This window comes from Stieleria marina (genome assembly GCA_007741555.1).
Classification (GTDB): Bacteria; Planctomycetota; Planctomycetia; order Pirellulales; family Pirellulaceae; genus K23-9.
On the sequence record CP036526.1, the window covers coordinates 4,167,809 to 4,188,351 of the forward strand.

Consider the following 20,543-nt stretch of genomic DNA (forward strand, 5'->3'; position numbering starts at 1 on the left):
GACCGTCGAGGAATGCGTCGTCGTTTAAGCCGCGGATCGCCGCTGGAAGCTAGCCCCGGACGAATGTCCAGGGTTCGCCGGCCGATTGCTACAACAAACCCAGCGGATTCAAGTTCTGGCCAGCATGGGTCTCCAACGTTTTGCTCGCCGTTCCATCCAAGATCGAACCGGCCGTTGGTGACGGTTTGGAAGCCGCATCAAGTTGCATCGCACGGTAGGTGTCGTCCGTCAACTTCAGCGCCGTATTGCCCAACGCCACGTTCTCCGTTGCCACGTGTTCGATGACAACACGGGCGTGTGTCGTTGTTTTCGTTCCAAAGAAATGCATCGTCCAGTTTCCGCTTGGACCGACGGTCAGATTCGTCTCGCCAATGATACTGCCGCTGGAATCATAAATCCGTCCGATCAACACCGATCCCGGTGCCGCGTACCCAGCCAAAATCGGTTCGGGAGCCAGACGATCGATTTGCTCGGATAGCACCACGTCGCGGTGATGGATGTAGTCGCCGTAGCGGAGCTCTTTGCCTTCGTCACTGAAATCGTTGAACGAATCAAACGCAAATTCAAACGTATCAGTTCCGGAGATCGTCCAAGTGAATGTCTGCGAAGTACTTCGCCCGGTCGTATCGGTCGCCGTGATCGTAATCGGAAAGGTACCGATCTCAGCGGTGCCGATATCCGGGGTCCCCGTAATCTGCCCTGTCACCGGATCGAGGGTGAGGCCCGATGGCAACGTGCCTCCGTCGCCGAAGGTCAAGCTGTCGCCCGCGTCGGGATCGTCAAACCCATCTGCAATGCTGACCGGGTCGATCGGTTCGCCTTCGATGTCAACTTGATCGGGCAAGCTGAAGACGACTTCGGGACTGTCTTCCAACCCGCTAACGATGATCGTCACGGTCGTCGAATCGACTCCGCCTTCATCGTCCGTGATCGTGTAGTCGACTTGCGTAACGCGACTCTGGCCAGGCAAAAGATCGTCGAATTCACCGTTCGGATCGAACTGCAGACTTCCGTCGGATTGGATCGTAAACGAACCGCCGTTTGTCCCTGCGATTGGTTGCCCAACAGCGTTGGAATTTCCGTTGACATCGCTGACTCGCAGTGCATCTCCGTCGGGATCACTATCGATTCCGCTGCCGTTATTGTCGGTCAATACATTGAATGCCACCAGGGTGTCTTGATCCGTCAAATCCGAATCCGATTCCGCGATGGGCATCGGGTTGATGACCGCCCAGACAAATTGCTGCGTCGTCGATTCGCCCAGATCATCGGTCGCCGTGATCACGACGGTGTAAGGACCTGCCACGGAAGCGTCAGCAAGGTAAGTGCCTGTGACTTCGCCGGTGGTCGGATTGATCGACAATCCGGGAGGCAACGTGCCGCCATCGCTGAAGGTCAACACGTCGCCAGAATCGGAATCCGTGAAGTATCCTGCCAGGGGAATCGTTGGGATCGTATTGGCATCGACACCTTGTCGATCCGGAATCGTCCCAACCGTGGTGGGAGCATCGTTGGAGCCGACGACCGTAATCGTCAGAACAGCGGTGTCCGTGCCGCCTTCGCCATCGCTGACGCGGTACGTGAATGATTCGCTGAGCGTATCGCCTTCCGCAAGAGCGACGACCGAAGAATGCGAAACATCCAAATCGTAGCTGTACTGTCCAGTGGAATCGATCGTCAGCACTCCATAGAACGCCGAAATGGTCGCGTTTGGGTTGACCGACATGCCATCGATTTGCGTAACCACCAGATCGTCGCCGTCAGGATCGTTGTCCGTTTGCCCGGCCACGTCTTGGTTGGCAATCACATTGCCGCTGGCTTGCGTGGGTCCTGAATCGGACACCGTGTTGGTGTTGTTCTGGGCGGTTGGATTTGGATTGGTGACATCCCAGGCAAACGATTGCGACACACTGCCGCCTTTGCCATCCGCTGCCGTAACCGTGACCGCATAGGGACCGCTCATCGAAGCACTGTTATCGATCACTCCCGAGATCACACCTGTCGTCGGATGAATCGTAAGACCGCTCGGCAAATTGATCGCTGTAAACGTCAGCGTGTCGCTGGCATCAGGATCCGCAAAGCTACCACTGACATCAACCGGCGCGATGTTTTGACCGTCAACGTGGGCTTGAGGAGCAATTGTGGTCAAGATGACCGGAGCGTCGTTGGTTCCATTGACCGTTACGGTGACCGTCGCGGTGTCGCTGCCGCCTTCGCCATCACTGATGGTATAAGTCACCGACGTGGTTGCAGATTCGCCCACTGTCAAGGAAACAAAGTCGCTCAGTGGGTTAAACGCGACAACTCCTGCGGAATCAATCGTGAAACTACCGCCGTTGTTACCCGCAATCGGTGACGCAACGTTTGCGGCCAAACCATTGACAGCCGTGACCGTCAAATCGTCGCCGTCGACATCGCTGTCAATCGAATTGCCATTACTGACGGTCACAACTTGACCGGTAATCGCAGTGTCTTGATCCGTCGTAAATTCGTCGTCAGTCGCTACAGGACCTGGGTTAACGACTTCCCACGTAAACGTGCGAGTCAACGTGCCGCCTTGGCCATCCTCGACCGTGATGGCGACCGTGTAGGGACTGCCGACCGAAGCACTGTTGTCGAGGGTTCCGGTGATCACACCGCTCGATGAATTCAGCGAAAGTCCCGGTGGCAAGCTGCCGCCGTCGGCAAAGGTCAATACATCGGTGGTGTCCACGTCGTCAAAGAACACGCTGATATCCAACGGCGAAATCACGACATCGTCCGTTGACGATTGCGGCGGAATCATCCCGGTCGCGGTCGGCGTTTGGTTTGTGCCGTTGACGGTGACCGTCAGCGTCGCGGTATCCGTGCCGCCTTCGTTGTCAGTGATGGTGTAAGAAACGGAGGTCGTCGCGGATTCGCCCGCCGCCAACGAATCGAAATCGCCTTGCGGGTCAAAGGAGTACGATCCATCACTGGCTAACACAAATACTCCGCCATTCGTCCCGTCGACATTCGCCCCGACGTTGGCTCCCGTTCCGTTTACTTCATTCACGATGATGACATCGCCGTCAATGTCCGTATCGACTCCATGTCCGTCGGCATCGGCGATGACGTTGCCACCGATCGCCGCGTCTTGGCTGGTCGCGCGATCATTGTCCGTCGCGTCGGGTCCGGGATTGTTGACATTCCAAGTGAACGTTTGATTGACCGCGACTCCTTCGCTATCAGTCGCGGTGATCACGACCGAGTAAGGACCGCTTTGGCTGGCATCGGCGTCATAAGTGCCCGTCACCACGCCCGAAACAGAATCGATCGACAAACCTTCAGGCAGTGCCGTTCCCTTGAACACCAGTGCCCCGTCGACGTCGTCAAAGTACCCGGACAAATCCAAAGGTGCGATCGTCGTCGAATCGACGCCTACTTGAGGAGGAATGGTGCCATTGGTTGTCGGCACGTCATTGGTGCCGGTGACGTTGACGGTCAGAGTCGCCGTGGACGTGCCGCCTTCGGCATCGATGATCGTGTAAGTCACGCTCGTCGATACGACCTCGCCAGCCGCCAAGGAATCAAAATCCGTGCCCGGCAAAAACGCGTAGCTACCGTTAGGACTGACCGTGAAGGTTCCGCCCGAAGAACCAGCGATTGGCGCTCCGACATTTGCGGCTAAGCCATTGACCGCGTCAACACTCAGTACGTCTCCATCGGGATCGCTGTCGACGCCGCTGCCATTGTCGTCAGTGATGACATTACCGCTCCGTGAAGCGTTTTCTGTCGTCGAAACGGTGTTATCGGTCGCGATTGGAAGCGGGTTAGTTACCGTCCAATTGAAAGTCTGTTGTGCTTGTTGGCCGGTCAAGTCCGTTGCCGTAATCGTGACGGTGTACGGTCCGTTTGCCGATGCACTGCTGTCGTACGTTCCCGTGACGATGCCCGAAACGGGATCGATCGACAATCCGTAGGGAAGCGTGCCGTTGTCGTCAAACGACAGCACGTCGCTGGCATCTGGGTCAGCAAAGTAAACGCTCAGATCCAAAGGTGTTTCGGTGGTACTGTCGACGCCTGATTGCGGCGGGATGGTACCAACAGATGCCGGCGCTCCACTTGCACCGGTCACGGTAATCGTCACTGTCGCCGTCGCCGATCCGCCTTCATTGTCCGTGACGGTATAAGTCACCGAGGTCAAAGCCGATTCGCCGATGTTCAGATAACCAAAGTCGCTCGCCGTATCAAACGTGTAGCTACCGTCACTGGCGATCGTAAACGTACCGCCATTGGATCCGCTGACCGAATTGCCAACATTGCCCGCAACTGCGCCGACATGGCTGACCGTCAACGCATCACCGTCGGGGTCGTTATCAACTCCGGATCCTTCATCGTCGGTGATCACATTCGCCGTGTGCGATAGGCCTTCCTGAATTGTCGCGTCATTGTCGGTCGCCGTCGGAATCGGGTTGCTCACTTGCCAAGTAAACGTCTGGTCGATGACTTCGCCATGATCGTCCATGGCGGTGATCGTGACGTTGTAAGGTCCGCCTTGGGAAGCGTCGGCGCTAAGTGTCCCTGTGATGATTCCGGTTGTTAAACCGACTGACAGCCCACTTGGGAGCGTTCCATTGTCGCTGAAAGTCAGCGTATCGATTCGATCCACATCGACGAAGTAACCGGACACGTCGACTGGCGTAATCGTATCGCTATCGACATCACTCTGATCAGGAATCGTGCCAGTCGCATCCGGCCCGTCATTGGTCCCGGTGACATTAACCGTGACCGTCGCAGTCGATGTAAGGTCTCCGTCGCTGATCGTATAGGTGACCGTCGTATCGCGAGTTTGCCCCACAGCCAGATCATCAAAATCGTTTCCAGTATTAAACGAATAGCTGCCATCCGAATGGATGGTGAATGTACCACCGTCGGATCCATTTACGGATGAGGCCACATTGCCAGCGACACCGCCCACGGCAGTAACAGTGATCGCATCGCCGTCGACGTCACTATCGACACCGCCACCGTTATCGACGGTCATCACATTGCCAGAGATCGTGGCGTCCTGGTTGGTCGCAAATCCGTCATCTGTCGCGACGGGGCCGGGGTTCACGACGTCCCAGTTGAACGTTTGCGTGATACTGCCGCCGTTGCCGTCATCCGCCGTGATCGTGACCGTGTACGGTCCGCTGTCCGAAGCATCCGCTGTCGGAGTTCCCGAGATAATGCCGGTCGCCGTATCGATTGACAATCCTGGTGGTAGCGTGCCGCCATCGTCGAACGCAAACACGTCGGTCGTGTCCGTGTCGCCGAAGTATCCCGAAACGTCGACCGGAGTAATCGTGACCGAATCAGTATCACTCTGCGGTGGGATCGTTCCAATCGTAAACGGATCGTCATTTACGCCAGTCACCGTTACGGTGACCGTCGCGGTGGACGTGCCTCCCTCGCTATCAGTGATTGTGTACGCAATCTGCGTATCGCGCGTTTCACCGTTGGCCAAATCGTCAAAATCGTTGCCCGTTGCGAAGCTGTAGCTGCCGTTAGACGCAACAGTGAATGTTCCGCCGGCAGATCCAACCACTGCCGAACCCACGTTGCCGGTCGCTCCATTGACGTCCAACACCGTGATGGTGTCGCCATCGATGTCGCTGTCCACGCCGCTGCCGTTGTCGACAGCGATCAAGTTCCCACTGATCGTCGAATCTTGCGTGGTTGTGAAATCATCGTTCTGCGCGACCGGTCCGGGGTTGGTAACCGTCCAAGTAAACGACTGGGTGGTGCTGGCTCCATCGTTGTCCGTCGCCGTGATGACGACATTGTAAGGACCACTCTGGGACGAATCCGAGTCGTAGGTACCCGTGACAACGCCGGTCGCCGAGTCAATCGATAGCCCGGCTGGCAAAGTGCTGCCTGCCGAGAACGTTAGCGTGTTGGTTGCATCAACGTCACCGAAATATCCACTCAGGTCCAACGGAGCCACCACGGTCGAATCGACGCCTGACTGCGGCGGGATGGTTCCAATCGCGGTGGGGGTTTCGTTGGTTCCCGTTAGGGTAATCGTCAAAACTGCCGTGTCCGTGCCGCCTTCGTTGTCCGTGATCGTGTAAGCGACGGTTGTCGTTGCGGTTTCTCCCGTACCAAGCCAATCGAAGTCACCGCCGGGGGTAAACGTGTAGGCTCCTGCGGCATCAACGGTGAACGTTCCACCAGCGGATCCCGCAACTGAGGCGCCGACCAAAGCACTGCTGCCACTGATTTGCGAAACAACCAGCGTGTCACCGTCAACATCATTGTCCACGCCCAGCACGTCGACGTCCGTCAAGACGTTGCCGGTCGCTGCGGTGTTCTGGTCAGTCGTTTGACTATTGTCAATCGCGTCAGGACCCGGGTTGGTCACGGTCCATACGAACGACTGGGTGACCGTTGCTCCTTGATCGTCCGTCGCAGTGATCGTGACCGTGTAAGGCCCGCCGACCGAAGCACTCGCATCGTAAGTTCCGGTGACGATCCCGGTTGTCGAATCAATCGCCAGTCCTGGTGGCAACGTGCTGCCTGCCGTGAATGCAAGCGTGCTGCCATTGTCGACGTCGCCGAAATAGCCGGTCAGATCCAACGGGGAAACAACGGTGGAATCCACGCCCAATTGTGGCGGAATGGTTCCTTCGGCCGTCGGCGCGTCATTGGTTCCCGTGACGACCACGGTGACGGTCGCAGTGTCACTGCCGCCTTCGTTGTCGCTGATCGTGTACTGAATCGTCGTCGTTGCTGTTTGCCCCGCGTTAAGTGAATCAAAATCGCTGCCCGGTGCAAACGTGTACGCACCCGTCGAATCGATGGTGAACGAACCGCCGCCGCTGCCAGCGATCGCTGCGCCCACATCGCCGGCCGTTCCGTTGATCGCGACCACCGTGATGGTGTCGCCGTCGATATCACTATCAACGCCGTTTCCATCGTTGTCGGTCATCACGTTGCCCGACAAAGCTGCGTTTTCGGTCGTGCCTAAATCATTGTCCGTCGCGTCGGGACCAGGGTTAGTGACTGACCAAACAAAAGTCTGTGTCACAGTCGCACTGTCATCGTCCGTCGCGGTGATGACAACGGTGTAAGGACCACTTTGAGATGCGTCGGCATCGTAGGTGCCAGTCACAACACCGGTGGTAGAATCAATTGACAATCCGCCCGGCAAAGTGCCGCCGTCGGAAAAGCTCAACGTGTTGGACGTGTCCACATCGTCAAAGTACCCGCTCAAATCCAGCAGCGACAACGCAGTCGAATCGACTCCGGCCTGCGGTGGAATCGTGCCGGTTGCCGTTGGCGTATTGTTCACGCCTGTGACAACGACGCTGACGGTTGCCGTGTCCGTGCCGCCTTCACCATCGCTGATCGTGTACGTCACCGTGGTCGTGGCTGTTTCGCCTGCGGCCAGATAGTCAAAGTCACCCAGTGTGTCAAAAGTGTACGCACCTGCTGAATCGATCGTGAACGTTCCACCTGCGGATCCAGCCACGGTCGAATTGACGTTCGCAGCGGCCCCGTTGACTTCGGTGACCGTCAGCGTGTCGCCGTCAACGTCGCTGTCGACACCGCTGCCGTCGTTGTCCGTCATCACGTTACCGGTCAGCGTTGAACTTTCGGTCGTTCCCAGCAAGTTGTCGGTCGCGTCGGGGCCAGGGTTGGTGACCGTCCAAGTAAACGACTGGGTTACCGTAGCTCCGCCGTTGTCCGTCGCAGTTACTACGACCACGTACGGTCCGCCTTGAGAAGCATCGGCATCATAAGTGCCCGTCACCACACCCGTGGTGGGATGGATCGACAGTCCACCCGGCAACGTGGTTCCGGTCGAAAACGTCAATGTGTTGGACGTATCGGTGTCCGCAAAATAGCCACTCAAGTCCAGCGGCGCGACAACGGTTGAATCAACTCCCGCTTGCGGTGGGATCGTGCCAACAGCGGTGGGCGTGTCGTTGGTTCCGGTCACCGTCACCGTGACCGTCGCCGTATCACTTCCGCCTTCGTTGTCGCTGATCGTGTAATTGACGGTTGTCGTTGCCGTTTCGCCGGCTGCCAAGTAGTCAAAGTCTGCACCGGTGGCGAACGAGTAGGATCCGTCCGACAAAATCGTGAACGTCCCTCCCGTTGAACCCGCAACGCCTTGGGCCACATCGCCGGCCGTTCCGTTGATCGCGACCACCGTGATCGTGTCTCCGTCAATGTCGCTGTCGACGCCAGATCCGTCGCTATCGGACATGACATTGCCGCTGATCGTGGAACCTTGCGAGGTGCTTCGAGCATTGTCGGTGGCATCGGGCCCCGGATTGGTCACTGTCCAAGTAAACGATTGTGATACCGTCGTGCCGGCATCGTCCGTCGCGGTAATGACAACGGCGTACGGACCGCTCTGCGATGAATCGGCGTCGTAGGTTCCCGTGACGACTCCAGCTGAGTTGATCGAAAGTCCTTCGGGCAATGTGCCACCGTCGGTGAAAGTCAACGTGTTGCTGGCGTCGACGTCACCAAAGTAACCGCTTAGGTCCAACGGCGCAGCGACCGTCGAATCGACCCCGGTCTGCGGCGGAATCGTGCCGATCGCGGTGGGAGTGTCATTCGTTCCGGTGACCAAGACCGAAACGGTGGCCGTGTCTGTGCCGCCTTCGTCGTCTGTGATCGTGTGAGTAACGGTCGTCGTCGCCGTTTCGCCGGCTGCCAAGTATTCAAAATCACTGCCGGTCGCAAATGTGTAACCACCGTCGGCGTTGATCGTAAAGTTGCCGCCGTTGGATCCTGCAACAGCCGTCGCCACATTCGCAGCCACGCCATTAACTTCGCTAACCGTGATCGTGTCGCCATCGATGTCCGAATCGACACCGTGACCGTCGCTATCGGTCATCACGTTGCCGGTGAGTGTGGAACCTTCGCTGGTTCCCAAGTCATTGTCGGTCGCGTCCGGCCCCGGGTTGGTGACGGTCCAAGTGAACGTGCGAGTTGCAGTCGCTCCGGCAACGTCTGTCGCCGTAACGGTCACGCTGTAGGGGCTCGTCTGCGAAGCGTCGGCATCGTAAGTGCCAGTGATCACACCGGTCGCCGAGTCGATCGAAAGTCCGCCGGGTAGAGTCGAACCGGTGGAGAACGTCAGAACGTCACCAGAGTCGCCGTCGGAGAAATATCCGCTGACATCTAACGGTGCAATGACTGTGCTGTCGACGCCGGTTTGTGGAGGAATCGTGCCGCTGGCCGTCGGAGCTTGATTCGCTCCGCTGACCACCACCGTGACGGTCGCACTGTCCGTTCCACCTTCGCCATCGCTGATCGTGTAGGCGACCGTAGTTGTCCGCGTTTGGCCGAAACCAAGATCGTCGAAATCGCTACCAGTCGCAAATGTGTAGCTACCGTCAGCGGCAATCGTAAACGTGCCACCGTTGCTGCCAGCAACACCGCTAGCCACATTTCCAGCCACACCATTTACAGCGCTAACGACAATCGTATCGCCGTCAACATCGCTATCCACGCCGTGACCGTCGGCATCCGACATCACGTTGCCGGTCAGCGTTGAACCTTCGGCAGTACCCAGATCATTGTCCGTTGCCGTCGGGCCAGGATTGGTCACCGTCCAAGTAAACTCCTGCGTCACGGTGGCGCCGTTATCATCGGTCGCGGTGATCACCACCGCGTACGGACCACCTTGCGAAGAATCGGCATCATAGGTTCCGGTGATTACACCCGTGGTTGGATTGATCGACAAACCACCGGGGAGCGTCACACCATCACTAAACGTCAGCGTATCGGTGGCGTCGACATCGGCGAAAAAGCCGCTGACATCCAGTGGCGACTCGACCGTGCTATCCACGCCAGATTGTGGCGGGATCGTGCCGTTGGCTGTCGGAGCATCATTCGTGCCCGTAACGACTACGGTAACCGTGGCCGAATCGGTGCCGCCTTCGTTGTCCGTGATCGTGTAATCGACTGTCGTGGTGGCCGTCTCGCCAGCATCCAAGTATTCGAAATCGCTACCGGTCGCAAACGTGTAGCTACCGTCAGCGGCAATTGTAAACGTGCCACCGTTGCTGCCAGCAACACCGCTAGCCACATTTCCTGCTGTACCATTTACAGCGCTAACGACAATTGTATCAACATCAACATCGCTATCAACGCCATGACCATCGGCATCCGACATCACATTACCGGTCAGCGTTGAACCTTCACTGGTGCCTAGATCATTGTCCGTTGCCGTCGGGCCAGGATTGGTCACCGTCCAAGTAAATTCCTGCGTCACGGTCGCGCCGTTATCATCGGTCGCCGTGATCACGACTGCGTACGGACCACCTTGCGACGAATCGGCATCGTAAGTTCCCGTGATCACACCCGTGGTCGGATTGATTGACAATCCACCGGGTAGAGTCCCACCATCGCTAAACGTCAACGTATCGGTGGCATCAACATCGGCAAAGAAACCGCTCACGTCGAGTGGCGACTCGACCGTACTGTCGACCCCAGTTTGCGGCGGGATCGTGCCGTTGGCCGTCGGAGTATCATTCGTACCCGTAACGATCACGGTAACCGTGGCCGAATCAGTTCCGCCTTCGTTGTCCGTGATCGTGTAATCGACTGTCGTGGTGGCCGTTTCGCCAGCATCCAAGTATTCGAAATCGCTACCGGTCGCAAACGTGTAGCTACCGTTAGCGGCAATCGTAAAGGTACCGCCGTTGCTGCCAGCAACACCGCTAGCCACATTTCCAGCCACGCCGTTCACAGCGTTAACAACGATTGTGTCGCCATCAACGTCGCTATCCACGCCATGGCCATCGGCATCAGACATCACGTTGCCGGTCAGTGTTGACCCTTCACTGGTGCCCAGATCATTGTCCGTCGCCGTTGGACCAGGATTGGTCACCGTCCAAGTAAATTCCTGCGTCACGGTGGCGCCATTATCATCGGTCGCCGTAATCACGACGGCGTACGGACCACCTTGCGACGAATCCGCATCATAGGTTCCCGTGATCACACCCGTGGTCGGATTGATTGACAATCCACCGGGGAGCGTCCCACCATCGCTAAATGTCAACGTGTCACTCGCATCGACATCGCCGAAGTATCCACTCACATCGAGTGGCGATTCAACGGTGCTATCCACTCCAGATTGCGGCGGAATCGTACCGTTGGCCGTCGGTGTATCATTCGTACCCGTCACCACCACTGTGACCGTGGCGGAATCGGTGCCACCTTCGTTGTCCGTGATCGTGTAATCAACCGTCGTTGTCGCTGTCTCACCAGCATCCAAGTATTCAAAATCGCTGCCAGTCGCGAACGTGTAGCTACCGTTAGCGGCAATCGTAAACGTACCGCCGTTCGTACCAGCCACGCCACTCGCCACATTTCCAGCCACACCATTGACAGCACTGACCTCAATCGCGTCACCATCAACATCGCTATCCACGCCATGACCATCGGCGTCCGACATCACGTTGCCCGTCAGCGTTGAACCTTCACTGGTTCCCAGATCATTATCCGTGGCTGTCGGACCAGGATTGGTCACCGTCCAAGTAAATTCCTGCGTCACGGTCGCGCCATTATCATCGGTCGCCGTAATCACGACCGCGTACGGACCACCTTGCGACGAATCGGCATCGTAAGTGCCCGTGATCACACCCGTGGTTGGATTGATTGACAATCCACCGGGGAGCGTCCCACCATCGCTAAATGTCAACGTGTCACTCGCATCGACATCGCCGAAGTATCCACTCACATCCAGTGGCGACTCGACCGTGCTATCCACGCCAGATTGTGGCGGAATCGTGCCGTTAGCTGTTGGAGTATCGTTGGTACCCGTCACCACGATCGTAACCGTGGCCGAATCGGTTCCGCCTTCATTGTCTGTGATCGTGTAATCGACTGTCGTGGTAGCTGTTTCACCAGCATCCAAGTATTCAAAATCACTACCGGTCGCAAACGTGTAGCTACCGTTAGCGGCAATCGTAAACGTACCGCCGTTGCTGCCCGCCACGCTGCTCGCCACATTTCCAGCCACGCCGTTCACCGCGTTAACGACGATTGTGTCGCCGTCAACGTCGCTATCAACGCCATGGCCATCGGCATCCGACATCACGTTACCGGTCAGCGTTGACCCTTCGCTGGTACCCAGATCATTATCTGTTGCCGTCGGGCCAGGATTAGTTACCGTCCAAGCAAATTCCTGCGTTACGGTTGCGCCGTTGTCATCGGTCGCCGTGATCACGACTGTGTACGGACCGCCTTGCGACGAATCCGCATCGTAAGTTCCGGTGATCAAACCCGTGGTCGGGTGAATCGAAAGTCCGCCTGGTAGCGTTCCACCATCGCTAAATGTCAACGTATCGGTGGCATCAACGTCCGCAAAGAATCCGCTCACGTCGAGTGGCGACTCGACCGTGCTATCCACGCCCGATTGCGGCGGGATGGTTCCGTTGGCCGTCGGTGTATCGTTGGTGCCTGTCACCACCACCGTAACCGTGGCCGAATCAGTTCCGCCTTCGTTGTCCGTGATCGTGTAGTCGACCGTCGTGGTAGCTGTTTCGCCAGCATCCAGATATTCAAAATCGCTGCCAGTGGCAAACGTGTAGCTACCGTTAGCGGCAATCGTGAACGTGCCACCGTTGGTGCCCGCCACGCTACTCGCCACATTTCCAGCCACGCCGTTCACCGCGTTAACAACGATTGTGTCGCCATCAACGTCGCTATCCACGCCATGGCCATCGGCATCAGACATCACGTTGCCGGTCAGCGTTGAACCTTCACTGGTGCCTAGATCATTGTCCGTCGCCGTTGGGCCAGGATTGGTCACCGTCCAAGTAAATTCCTGCGTCACGGTCGCGCCGTTATCATCGGTCGCCGTGATCACGACTGCGTACGGACCACCTTGCGACGAATCGGCATCGTAAGTTCCCGTGATCACACCCGTGGTCGGATTGATTGACAATCCACCGGGTAGAGTCCCACCATCGCTAAACGTCAACGTATCGGTGGCATCAACATCGGCAAAGAAACCGCTCACGTCGAGTGGCGACTCGACCGTACTGTCGACCCCAGTTTGCGGCGGGATCGTGCCGTTGGCCGTCGGAGTATCATTCGTACCCGTAACGATCACGGTAACCGTGGCCGAATCAGTTCCGCCTTCGTTGTCCGTGATCGTGTAATCGACTGTCGTGGTGGCCGTTTCGCCAGCATCCAAGTATTCGAAATCGCTACCGGTCGCAAACGTGTAGCTACCGTTAGCGGCAATCGTAAAGGTACCGCCGTTGCTGCCAGCAACACCGCTAGCCACATTTCCAGCCACGCCGTTCACAGCGTTAACAACGATTGTGTCGCCATCAACGTCGCTATCCACGCCATGGCCATCGGCATCAGACATCACGTTGCCGGTCAGTGTTGACCCTTCACTGGTGCCCAGATCATTGTCCGTCGCCGTTGGACCAGGATTGGTCACCGTCCAAGTAAATTCCTGCGTCACGGTGGCGCCATTATCATCGGTCGCCGTAATCACGACGGCGTACGGACCACCTTGCGACGAATCCGCATCATAGGTTCCCGTGATCACACCCGTGGTCGGATTGATTGACAATCCACCGGGGAGCGTCCCACCATCGCTAAATGTCAACGTGTCACTCGCATCGACATCGCCGAAGTATCCACTCACATCGAGTGGCGATTCAACGGTGCTATCCACTCCAGATTGCGGCGGAATCGTACCGTTGGCCGTCGGTGTATCATTCGTACCCGTCACCACCACTGTGACCGTGGCGGAATCGGTGCCACCTTCGTTGTCCGTGATCGTGTAATCAACCGTCGTTGTCGCTGTCTCACCAGCATCCAAGTATTCAAAATCGCTGCCAGTCGCGAACGTGTAGCTACCGTTAGCGGCAATCGTAAACGTACCGCCGTTCGTACCAGCCACGCCACTCGCCACATTTCCAGCCACACCATTGACAGCACTGACCTCAATCGCGTCACCATCAACATCGCTATCCACGCCATGACCATCGGCGTCCGACATCACGTTGCCCGTCAGCGTTGAACCTTCACTGGTTCCCAGATCATTATCCGTGGCTGTCGGACCAGGATTGGTCACCGTCCAAGTAAATTCCTGCGTCACGGTCGCGCCATTATCATCGGTCGCCGTAATCACGACCGCGTACGGACCACCTTGCGACGAATCGGCATCGTAAGTGCCCGTGATCACACCCGTGGTTGGATTGATTGACAATCCACCGGGGAGCGTCCCACCATCGCTAAATGTCAACGTGTCACTCGCATCGACATCGCCGAAGTATCCACTCACATCCAGTGGCGACTCGACCGTGCTATCCACGCCAGATTGTGGCGGAATCGTGCCGTTAGCTGTTGGAGTATCGTTGGTACCCGTCACCACGATCGTAACCGTGGCCGAATCGGTTCCGCCTTCATTGTCTGTGATCGTGTAATCGACTGTCGTGGTAGCTGTTTCACCAGCATCCAAGTATTCAAAATCACTACCGGTCGCAAACGTGTAGCTACCGTTAGCGGCAATCGTAAACGTACCGCCGTTGCTGCCCGCCACGCTGCTCGCCACATTTCCAGCCACGCCGTTCACCGCGTTAACGACGATTGTGTCGCCGTCAACGTCGCTATCAACGCCATGGCCATCGGCATCCGACATCACGTTACCGGTCAGCGTTGACCCTTCGCTGGTACCCAGATCATTATCTGTTGCCGTCGGGCCAGGATTAGTTACCGTCCAAGCAAATTCCTGCGTTACGGTTGCGCCGTTGTCATCGGTCGCCGTGATCACGACTGTGTACGGACCGCCTTGCGACGAATCCGCATCGTAAGTTCCGGTGATCAAACCCGTGGTCGGGTGAATCGAAAGTCCGCCTGGTAGCGTTCCACCATCGCTAAATGTCAACGTATCGGTGGCATCAACGTCCGCAAAGAATCCGCTCACGTCGAGTGGCGACTCGACCGTGCTATCCACGCCCGATTGCGGCGGGATGGTTCCGTTGGCCGTCGGTGTATCGTTGGTGCCTGTCACCACCACCGTAACCGTGGCCGAATCAGTTCCGCCTTCGTTGTCCGTGATCGTGTAGTCGACCGTCGTGGTAGCTGTTTCGCCAGCATCCAGATATTCAAAATCGCTGCCAGTGGCAAACGTGTAGCTACCGTTAGCGGCAATCGTGAACGTGCCGCCGTTGGTGCCCGCCACGCTACTCGCCACATTTCCAGCCACGCCGTTCACCGCGTTAACAACGATTGTGTCGCCATCAACGTCGCTATCCACGCCATGGCCATCGGCATCAGACATCACGTTGCCGGTCAGCGTTGAACCTTCACTGGTGCCTAGATCATTGTCCGTCGCCGTTGGGCCAGGATTGGTCACCGTCCAAGTAAATTCCTGCGTCACGGTCGCGCCATTATCATCGGTCGCGGTAATCACGACGGCGTAGGGACCACCTTGCGACGAATCCGCATCGTAAGTTCCCGTGATCACACCCGTGGTTGGGTGAATCGAAAGTCCGCCTGGTAGCGTCCCACCATCGCTAAATGTCAGCGTATCGGTGGCATCAACGTCCGCAAAGAATCCACTCACGTCGAGTGGCGACTCGACCGTGCTATCCACGCCAGATTGTGGCGGAATCGTGCCGTTGGCTGTTGGAGTATCGTTGGTACCCGTCACCACGACCGTAACCGTGGCCGAATCAGTTCCACCTTCGTTGTCAGTAATTGTGTAGTTAACGGTCGTGGTAGCTGTCTCACCAGCGTCCAAGTATTCAAAATCGCTCCCGGTCGCGAACGTGTAGCTACCGTTAGCGGCAATCGTAAACGTGCCGCCGTTGCTGCCCGCCACGCTGCTCGCCACATTTCCAGCCACGCCGTTCACCGCGTTAACGACGATTGTGTCGCCGTCAACGTCGCTATCCACGCCATGACCATCGGCATCTGACATCACGTTGCCGGTCAGCGTTGAACCTTCGGCCGTGCCAAGATCATTGTCCGTTGCCGTCGGTCCGGGGTTCGTTACTGTCCACGTGAACGCTTGGACGACCGTCGCACCGTCGGGATCTTCGGCAGTGATGACGACGCTGTAGGGACCTCCGGTCGAAGCACTCGGGTCATAGGAGCCAGTCACGACACCCGTGGTCGGATTGATGGCTAGTCCTGGTGGCAGGGATCCGCCCGCGCTGTACGTCAGTGTGTCAGTTAGATCGGGGTCACCAAAGAATGAGCTCAGATCGAAGGTCGAAAGCGTTGTTCCATCGACGCCCGACTGCGGTGGAATCGTTCCAAAGGCAGTTGGGGAATCGTTGACTCCGGTGACGGTCACGGTCACGGTTGCCGTGTCGGTTCCGCCTTCGCCATCGCTGATCGTGTAATTGATGGTCGTCGCTGCTGTTTCGCCAGCTGCAAGATAATCAAAGTCCGTGCCGGGATTTAACGTGTACGCTCCGGTCGAACTGACCGTAAAAGCACCACCGCCGCTTCCAGTCACCGGGCCGCCCACATTGCCAGCGACGCCGTTGATCAGGGTGACCGTTAGTGTGTCGCCGTCGGGATCGCTATCGACGCCGTTGCCGTCACTGTCCGTAACGATATTTCCCGAGATCGATGTATTTTCGGTCGTCCCCAGGTCGTTGTCAGTTGCCGTTGGCGGCGGGTTGCTGATCGCCCAAGTAATCGTTTGCGAAACCGTCGATCCGTAGGCGTCTTCGGCCGTGATGGTCACGCTATAGGGACCACCCGTCGATGCACTAGGGTCAACCGTGCCTGTGATCAAGCCACTGGAATTGATCGATAGTCCGGGTGGCAAATTGGTTGCGGAGAATGTCAGCGTACCGGATTCCGGATCGCCAAAGTAAGTCGCCGCATTCACGCTGATGCCGGTTTCTGCATCGGCATCTGACTGATTGGGGATCGTCGAAGTCACCGTGGGGGCATCGTTGGTACCATCAATCGTGATCGTCAGCGTTGCGGTGTCGGTCAGCCCGGTGCCGTCGTCGATCGTGTACGTAAACGTGTCCGTCAAAGAATCGCCAGGGCCGAGCGCATTAACCGCGGCCAGCGTGTTATTCAATGTGTACGTGTACGATCCGTTCGCATTGATCTGAACCGAACCGTAAGAGCCAGCGACCGAACTGGCGACGCTGCCAGTTGCTCCGTCGACGGCAACAACATTTACCGTCGATCCGTTGGGGTCACTGTCGACTCCGTTGCCATCGTTGTCCGTGATCACGTTTCCGGTTTCGGTCAAATCCGTGTCTTCGGTGACCGATCCCGAGTTGTTGGTGGCGGTTGGCGGCGCGTTGACGAAGATCGAGATCGTGCCTGAATCGCTCAGCCCGCGTGGGTCCGTGACCGTGTAGTCCAAATCAGAAACGTTTCCGACAAAGCCACTGTTGGGCGTAAACACCAACTGGTTTAGCTGATCGGCAGTCAGCGTGGTGGATGTGGTGACAACCGGCCCGCCAACTCCGACCGTATACGTCCCTTGGCTTGACGGCGGAACGGAATCAAACGTGATGGTTAGCTCGGCGGACGAATTATCGACATCCGTGGGAGTCGTGATTGAGATCGGATTGTTGGTTGACCCAGCGACCACGGTCGTCTCGTAGTCAGACGCTTGGGGCGGATCATTGTCGCCTTGGATCGTGATCGTCAGTGTCGTCGTAACCTCGTCGCCATCGTCATCGACGACCGTGTAGGTAAAGGATTCCGTTAAGACCGTGCTGGGATTATGAGCACCGCTGATAGCGCCCGATCCATCCGTCGCTTCCAATACCGTGTTAAAAGTCGCTCCGGTAAGATCCCCGGACTCCAAATCGACTTGCTGAACAACATTGCCGGTAACTGAGAAAATTCGGCCGTCTTCGGTAGCCATCAATTGGCCGCGATATTCGGAGTTTAGTTGTTCAAACACGCCGGACGTCATGTCAAAACGCCAATACCCAGCGACCGTCGTTGATCCGTAGATTGCTCCGTTGGAGTAGATCAAGTCGCCAAAACCACCGACGTCGGGAAAACCCGCTGCGGCCGCAGCAGCATCGATGTTCAGTGCCGTTGTCGTTGCGACTAATTTGCCATCGGTTGAAAGCTCAAGTTCGTAGACATCCACCATGGGGCCGCCACCTACCGGTTCAGTTCCGATGAACAACGATCCGTCAAAGTAGGTTCCGCCACCGCTGAGCATGCCTTCGCCAGAAGGAATCCCCAACGAAACAAGTGTGCCGATGGTGTGATGAGTATTGGCGGCGACGTCCCAGTAGTAGAGATTCGTGTCGTCGCTGTAGTAGGCCAGATTGTTGTCCGCGTTTGCAGCCAGACCGTTGATGTAGGGAACTAGAGGCGAGGACGTAACGACCGTCGTTGCACCCGTCGTCAAATTGACCGCTTCGATCTGACCGGACGAACTGGACGCAGTGCCGCTGCCATCGTGGCTGCCGATGTAGACGACGTTGTCGAGTTCGTTGAGCGATTGAACTGCCGCATCGCTGTTGTCCAGGATGTACGTATAGTCGCCGTTTTGATCCAGTTGCAACGTGCCATGATTGCCAGTGATCGTCACCCCAACATTCGACGCGTTTCCGTTTACTTCGCTCACGGACAAATTGCCGATCAGTGTCGAATCGTTGTCGAGCACGTTTCCGGTGATTGGGTTCGACGCGTCGTCTTCGATGACCAGCGCCACATCCGCTGTCGCGTCGGGGAGCAGCCCGGATAGTTCCGAAATCGCCGTCCCACTCGTTACGGCCCAGTACTGACTGGTAATGGTAATCGTAATGCGACCGTTTGCGTCGGCCGTCATCACCGTCGCGAAATCTTCCAAGTCCGTCGTGCTATTGCCGATGCTTCCGTTGACCAACACATCGTCGGCACCGAAATACTTGTCCGCATGCGTGACCGTACCGTTGCCACCCGTGATCGCAACCGTCTGGAGAGAATTGAACGATGCATGTGAAAACGAATAGACCGCGTACTCCTGACCAGCCGTCAGTCCACTCCAGCGCAGTTGAACCTGTTCGGTACCGCCAGAATTGTCGTAAAGGCTGCCATCGATTCCCGTCAAATCATTGCTGTGATTGGGGATCGTTCCGGCCGTAGGATCGTTGTCTTCATTTGTCAGCGACCCCGTCGTCGTGATTCGCAACGAATAGCCGCTATTGATTCCGTTTTCGTTGACCAAGTTGTTGATCGTTCCGGTGCCGGTCGCATGCGTCCAGTTGGTCGGACTGGTCGTATCGCTACCGGGACCAATATCAACACCGGTCAGAACACCGGGCGTGAAATCCGCAAGGAATCCGAACCATTGCTCAAACGTCAGCGTTTCCGCTTCGATGCTGCCGGTTGCCACTTCCAAATCCCAGTCACCGCCCAATTCAGCGTTGCCGGTTCGATCGTCCGATGCCGCCACATCAGCGCCGGTCAGTTCGGCCAACGATTCTACAAACGCTTGTCCAGCCGAATCGCCAGCCAAGTCGCATCCGTAGAACAAGATGTCGGCATCGGTGGTCAACGAGTCTGCCCAGCCGACAAACTGCCCCGCGTAACCTGGCAGCGATCCGGCATTCAAGGTCGACGACCCCAGTGACAGGCTGCCTTCGCTACCGTGTGACAGAACATGAATGGCATCGTAGGACTGTCCGGAAGATTTAAGGATCTCCGAAATTTGATCGATCCCATCGGTGTCCACGTCCAACAACCGGACTTCCACGGTTCGATCCTGCCGTTGCTGCATGATCTCCGCAATCATCGCGTCAGCGTTGTCCACGTTGGCGTCGACCAAGATCAGTTCGCGAGGATACGTCTGCTGATCCGCGGCGACTGTCGTCTGCGTCGACATCTCTTGCGCGGGCAGATCGCGGGCGGCGTCGACCGGATTTTCCATACCGTCGGGCTGAAAGAGAAACCCACCGTCGGGGACAGCGTCAAAAAGGACGCGATCTTCCAGTTGCTCCATAATGCGGTGGAGTTTCTGATTGGGTTGATTTGACATGACCAGTTCGTTCCTAAAGTCGAGCCGTTAAGCGAGATATCCATAATTCCAGGCTGCCCACGGACGCAGACCAGGCGAATCCTTCGATAAGAAGCTCCACCCGTGCGACCACCGCGCACCGTTTTCGGCGCGCAGACCAAGAGTCAAATGAAAGATATGACACGCACGTTCACCTTGCGGGATATTTGCAAAGCGAAGTTTGCAGAAGGCACCCTGAGTGCGGGTGCTGTGCGTTTAGTGCGGGTCAATTCACTTTTTGATTTTTTCTCAACTTTTAACCCTCATCGGATGCGCCGGTCGTAACGATTATCACGGCGACCGGATCGGCCCCCCAGTCGCATTCGCCCCCTCGCTTTGCGTCCGCTCCCTCGCGCAGCGTGACGATCGACATGCAACTCTCTCCGCGGGATCCTAGCTGGCGACGGGGCGATCGATCGCCCATGGGATACCGCACGGAGGCCCGCTGCCGCATAAAACAACTAACCCAGCAGAGTGGCCCGTCAGAATCGCCCCTCAGCCGTCCCCGAGCAAAGTTTTCCCAAGCCATTTGGCCCTGCGGCATCGTTGCTGCGCCGTTACTGGCTTC

1 protein-coding gene is annotated in these 20,543 nt (G+C 57.2%); it reads right to left on the reverse strand.

Annotated features, from left to right (window positions below):
* Positions 1-88 precede the first annotated feature (88 nt).
* Entirely contained in the window at positions 89-19,957 is a 19,869-nt protein-coding gene (locus K239x_RS15040) for an Ig-like domain-containing protein (RefSeq protein ID WP_145419055.1), read from the reverse strand.
* Positions 19,958-20,543 lie beyond the last annotated feature (586 nt).

What these genes read in the sequence shown, in the direction of transcription:
- K239x_RS15040 (WP_145419055.1), bottom strand. Translation starts at nt 19,957, where the DNA reads ATGTCAAATCAACCCAATCAGAAACTCCACCGCATTATGGAGCAACTG.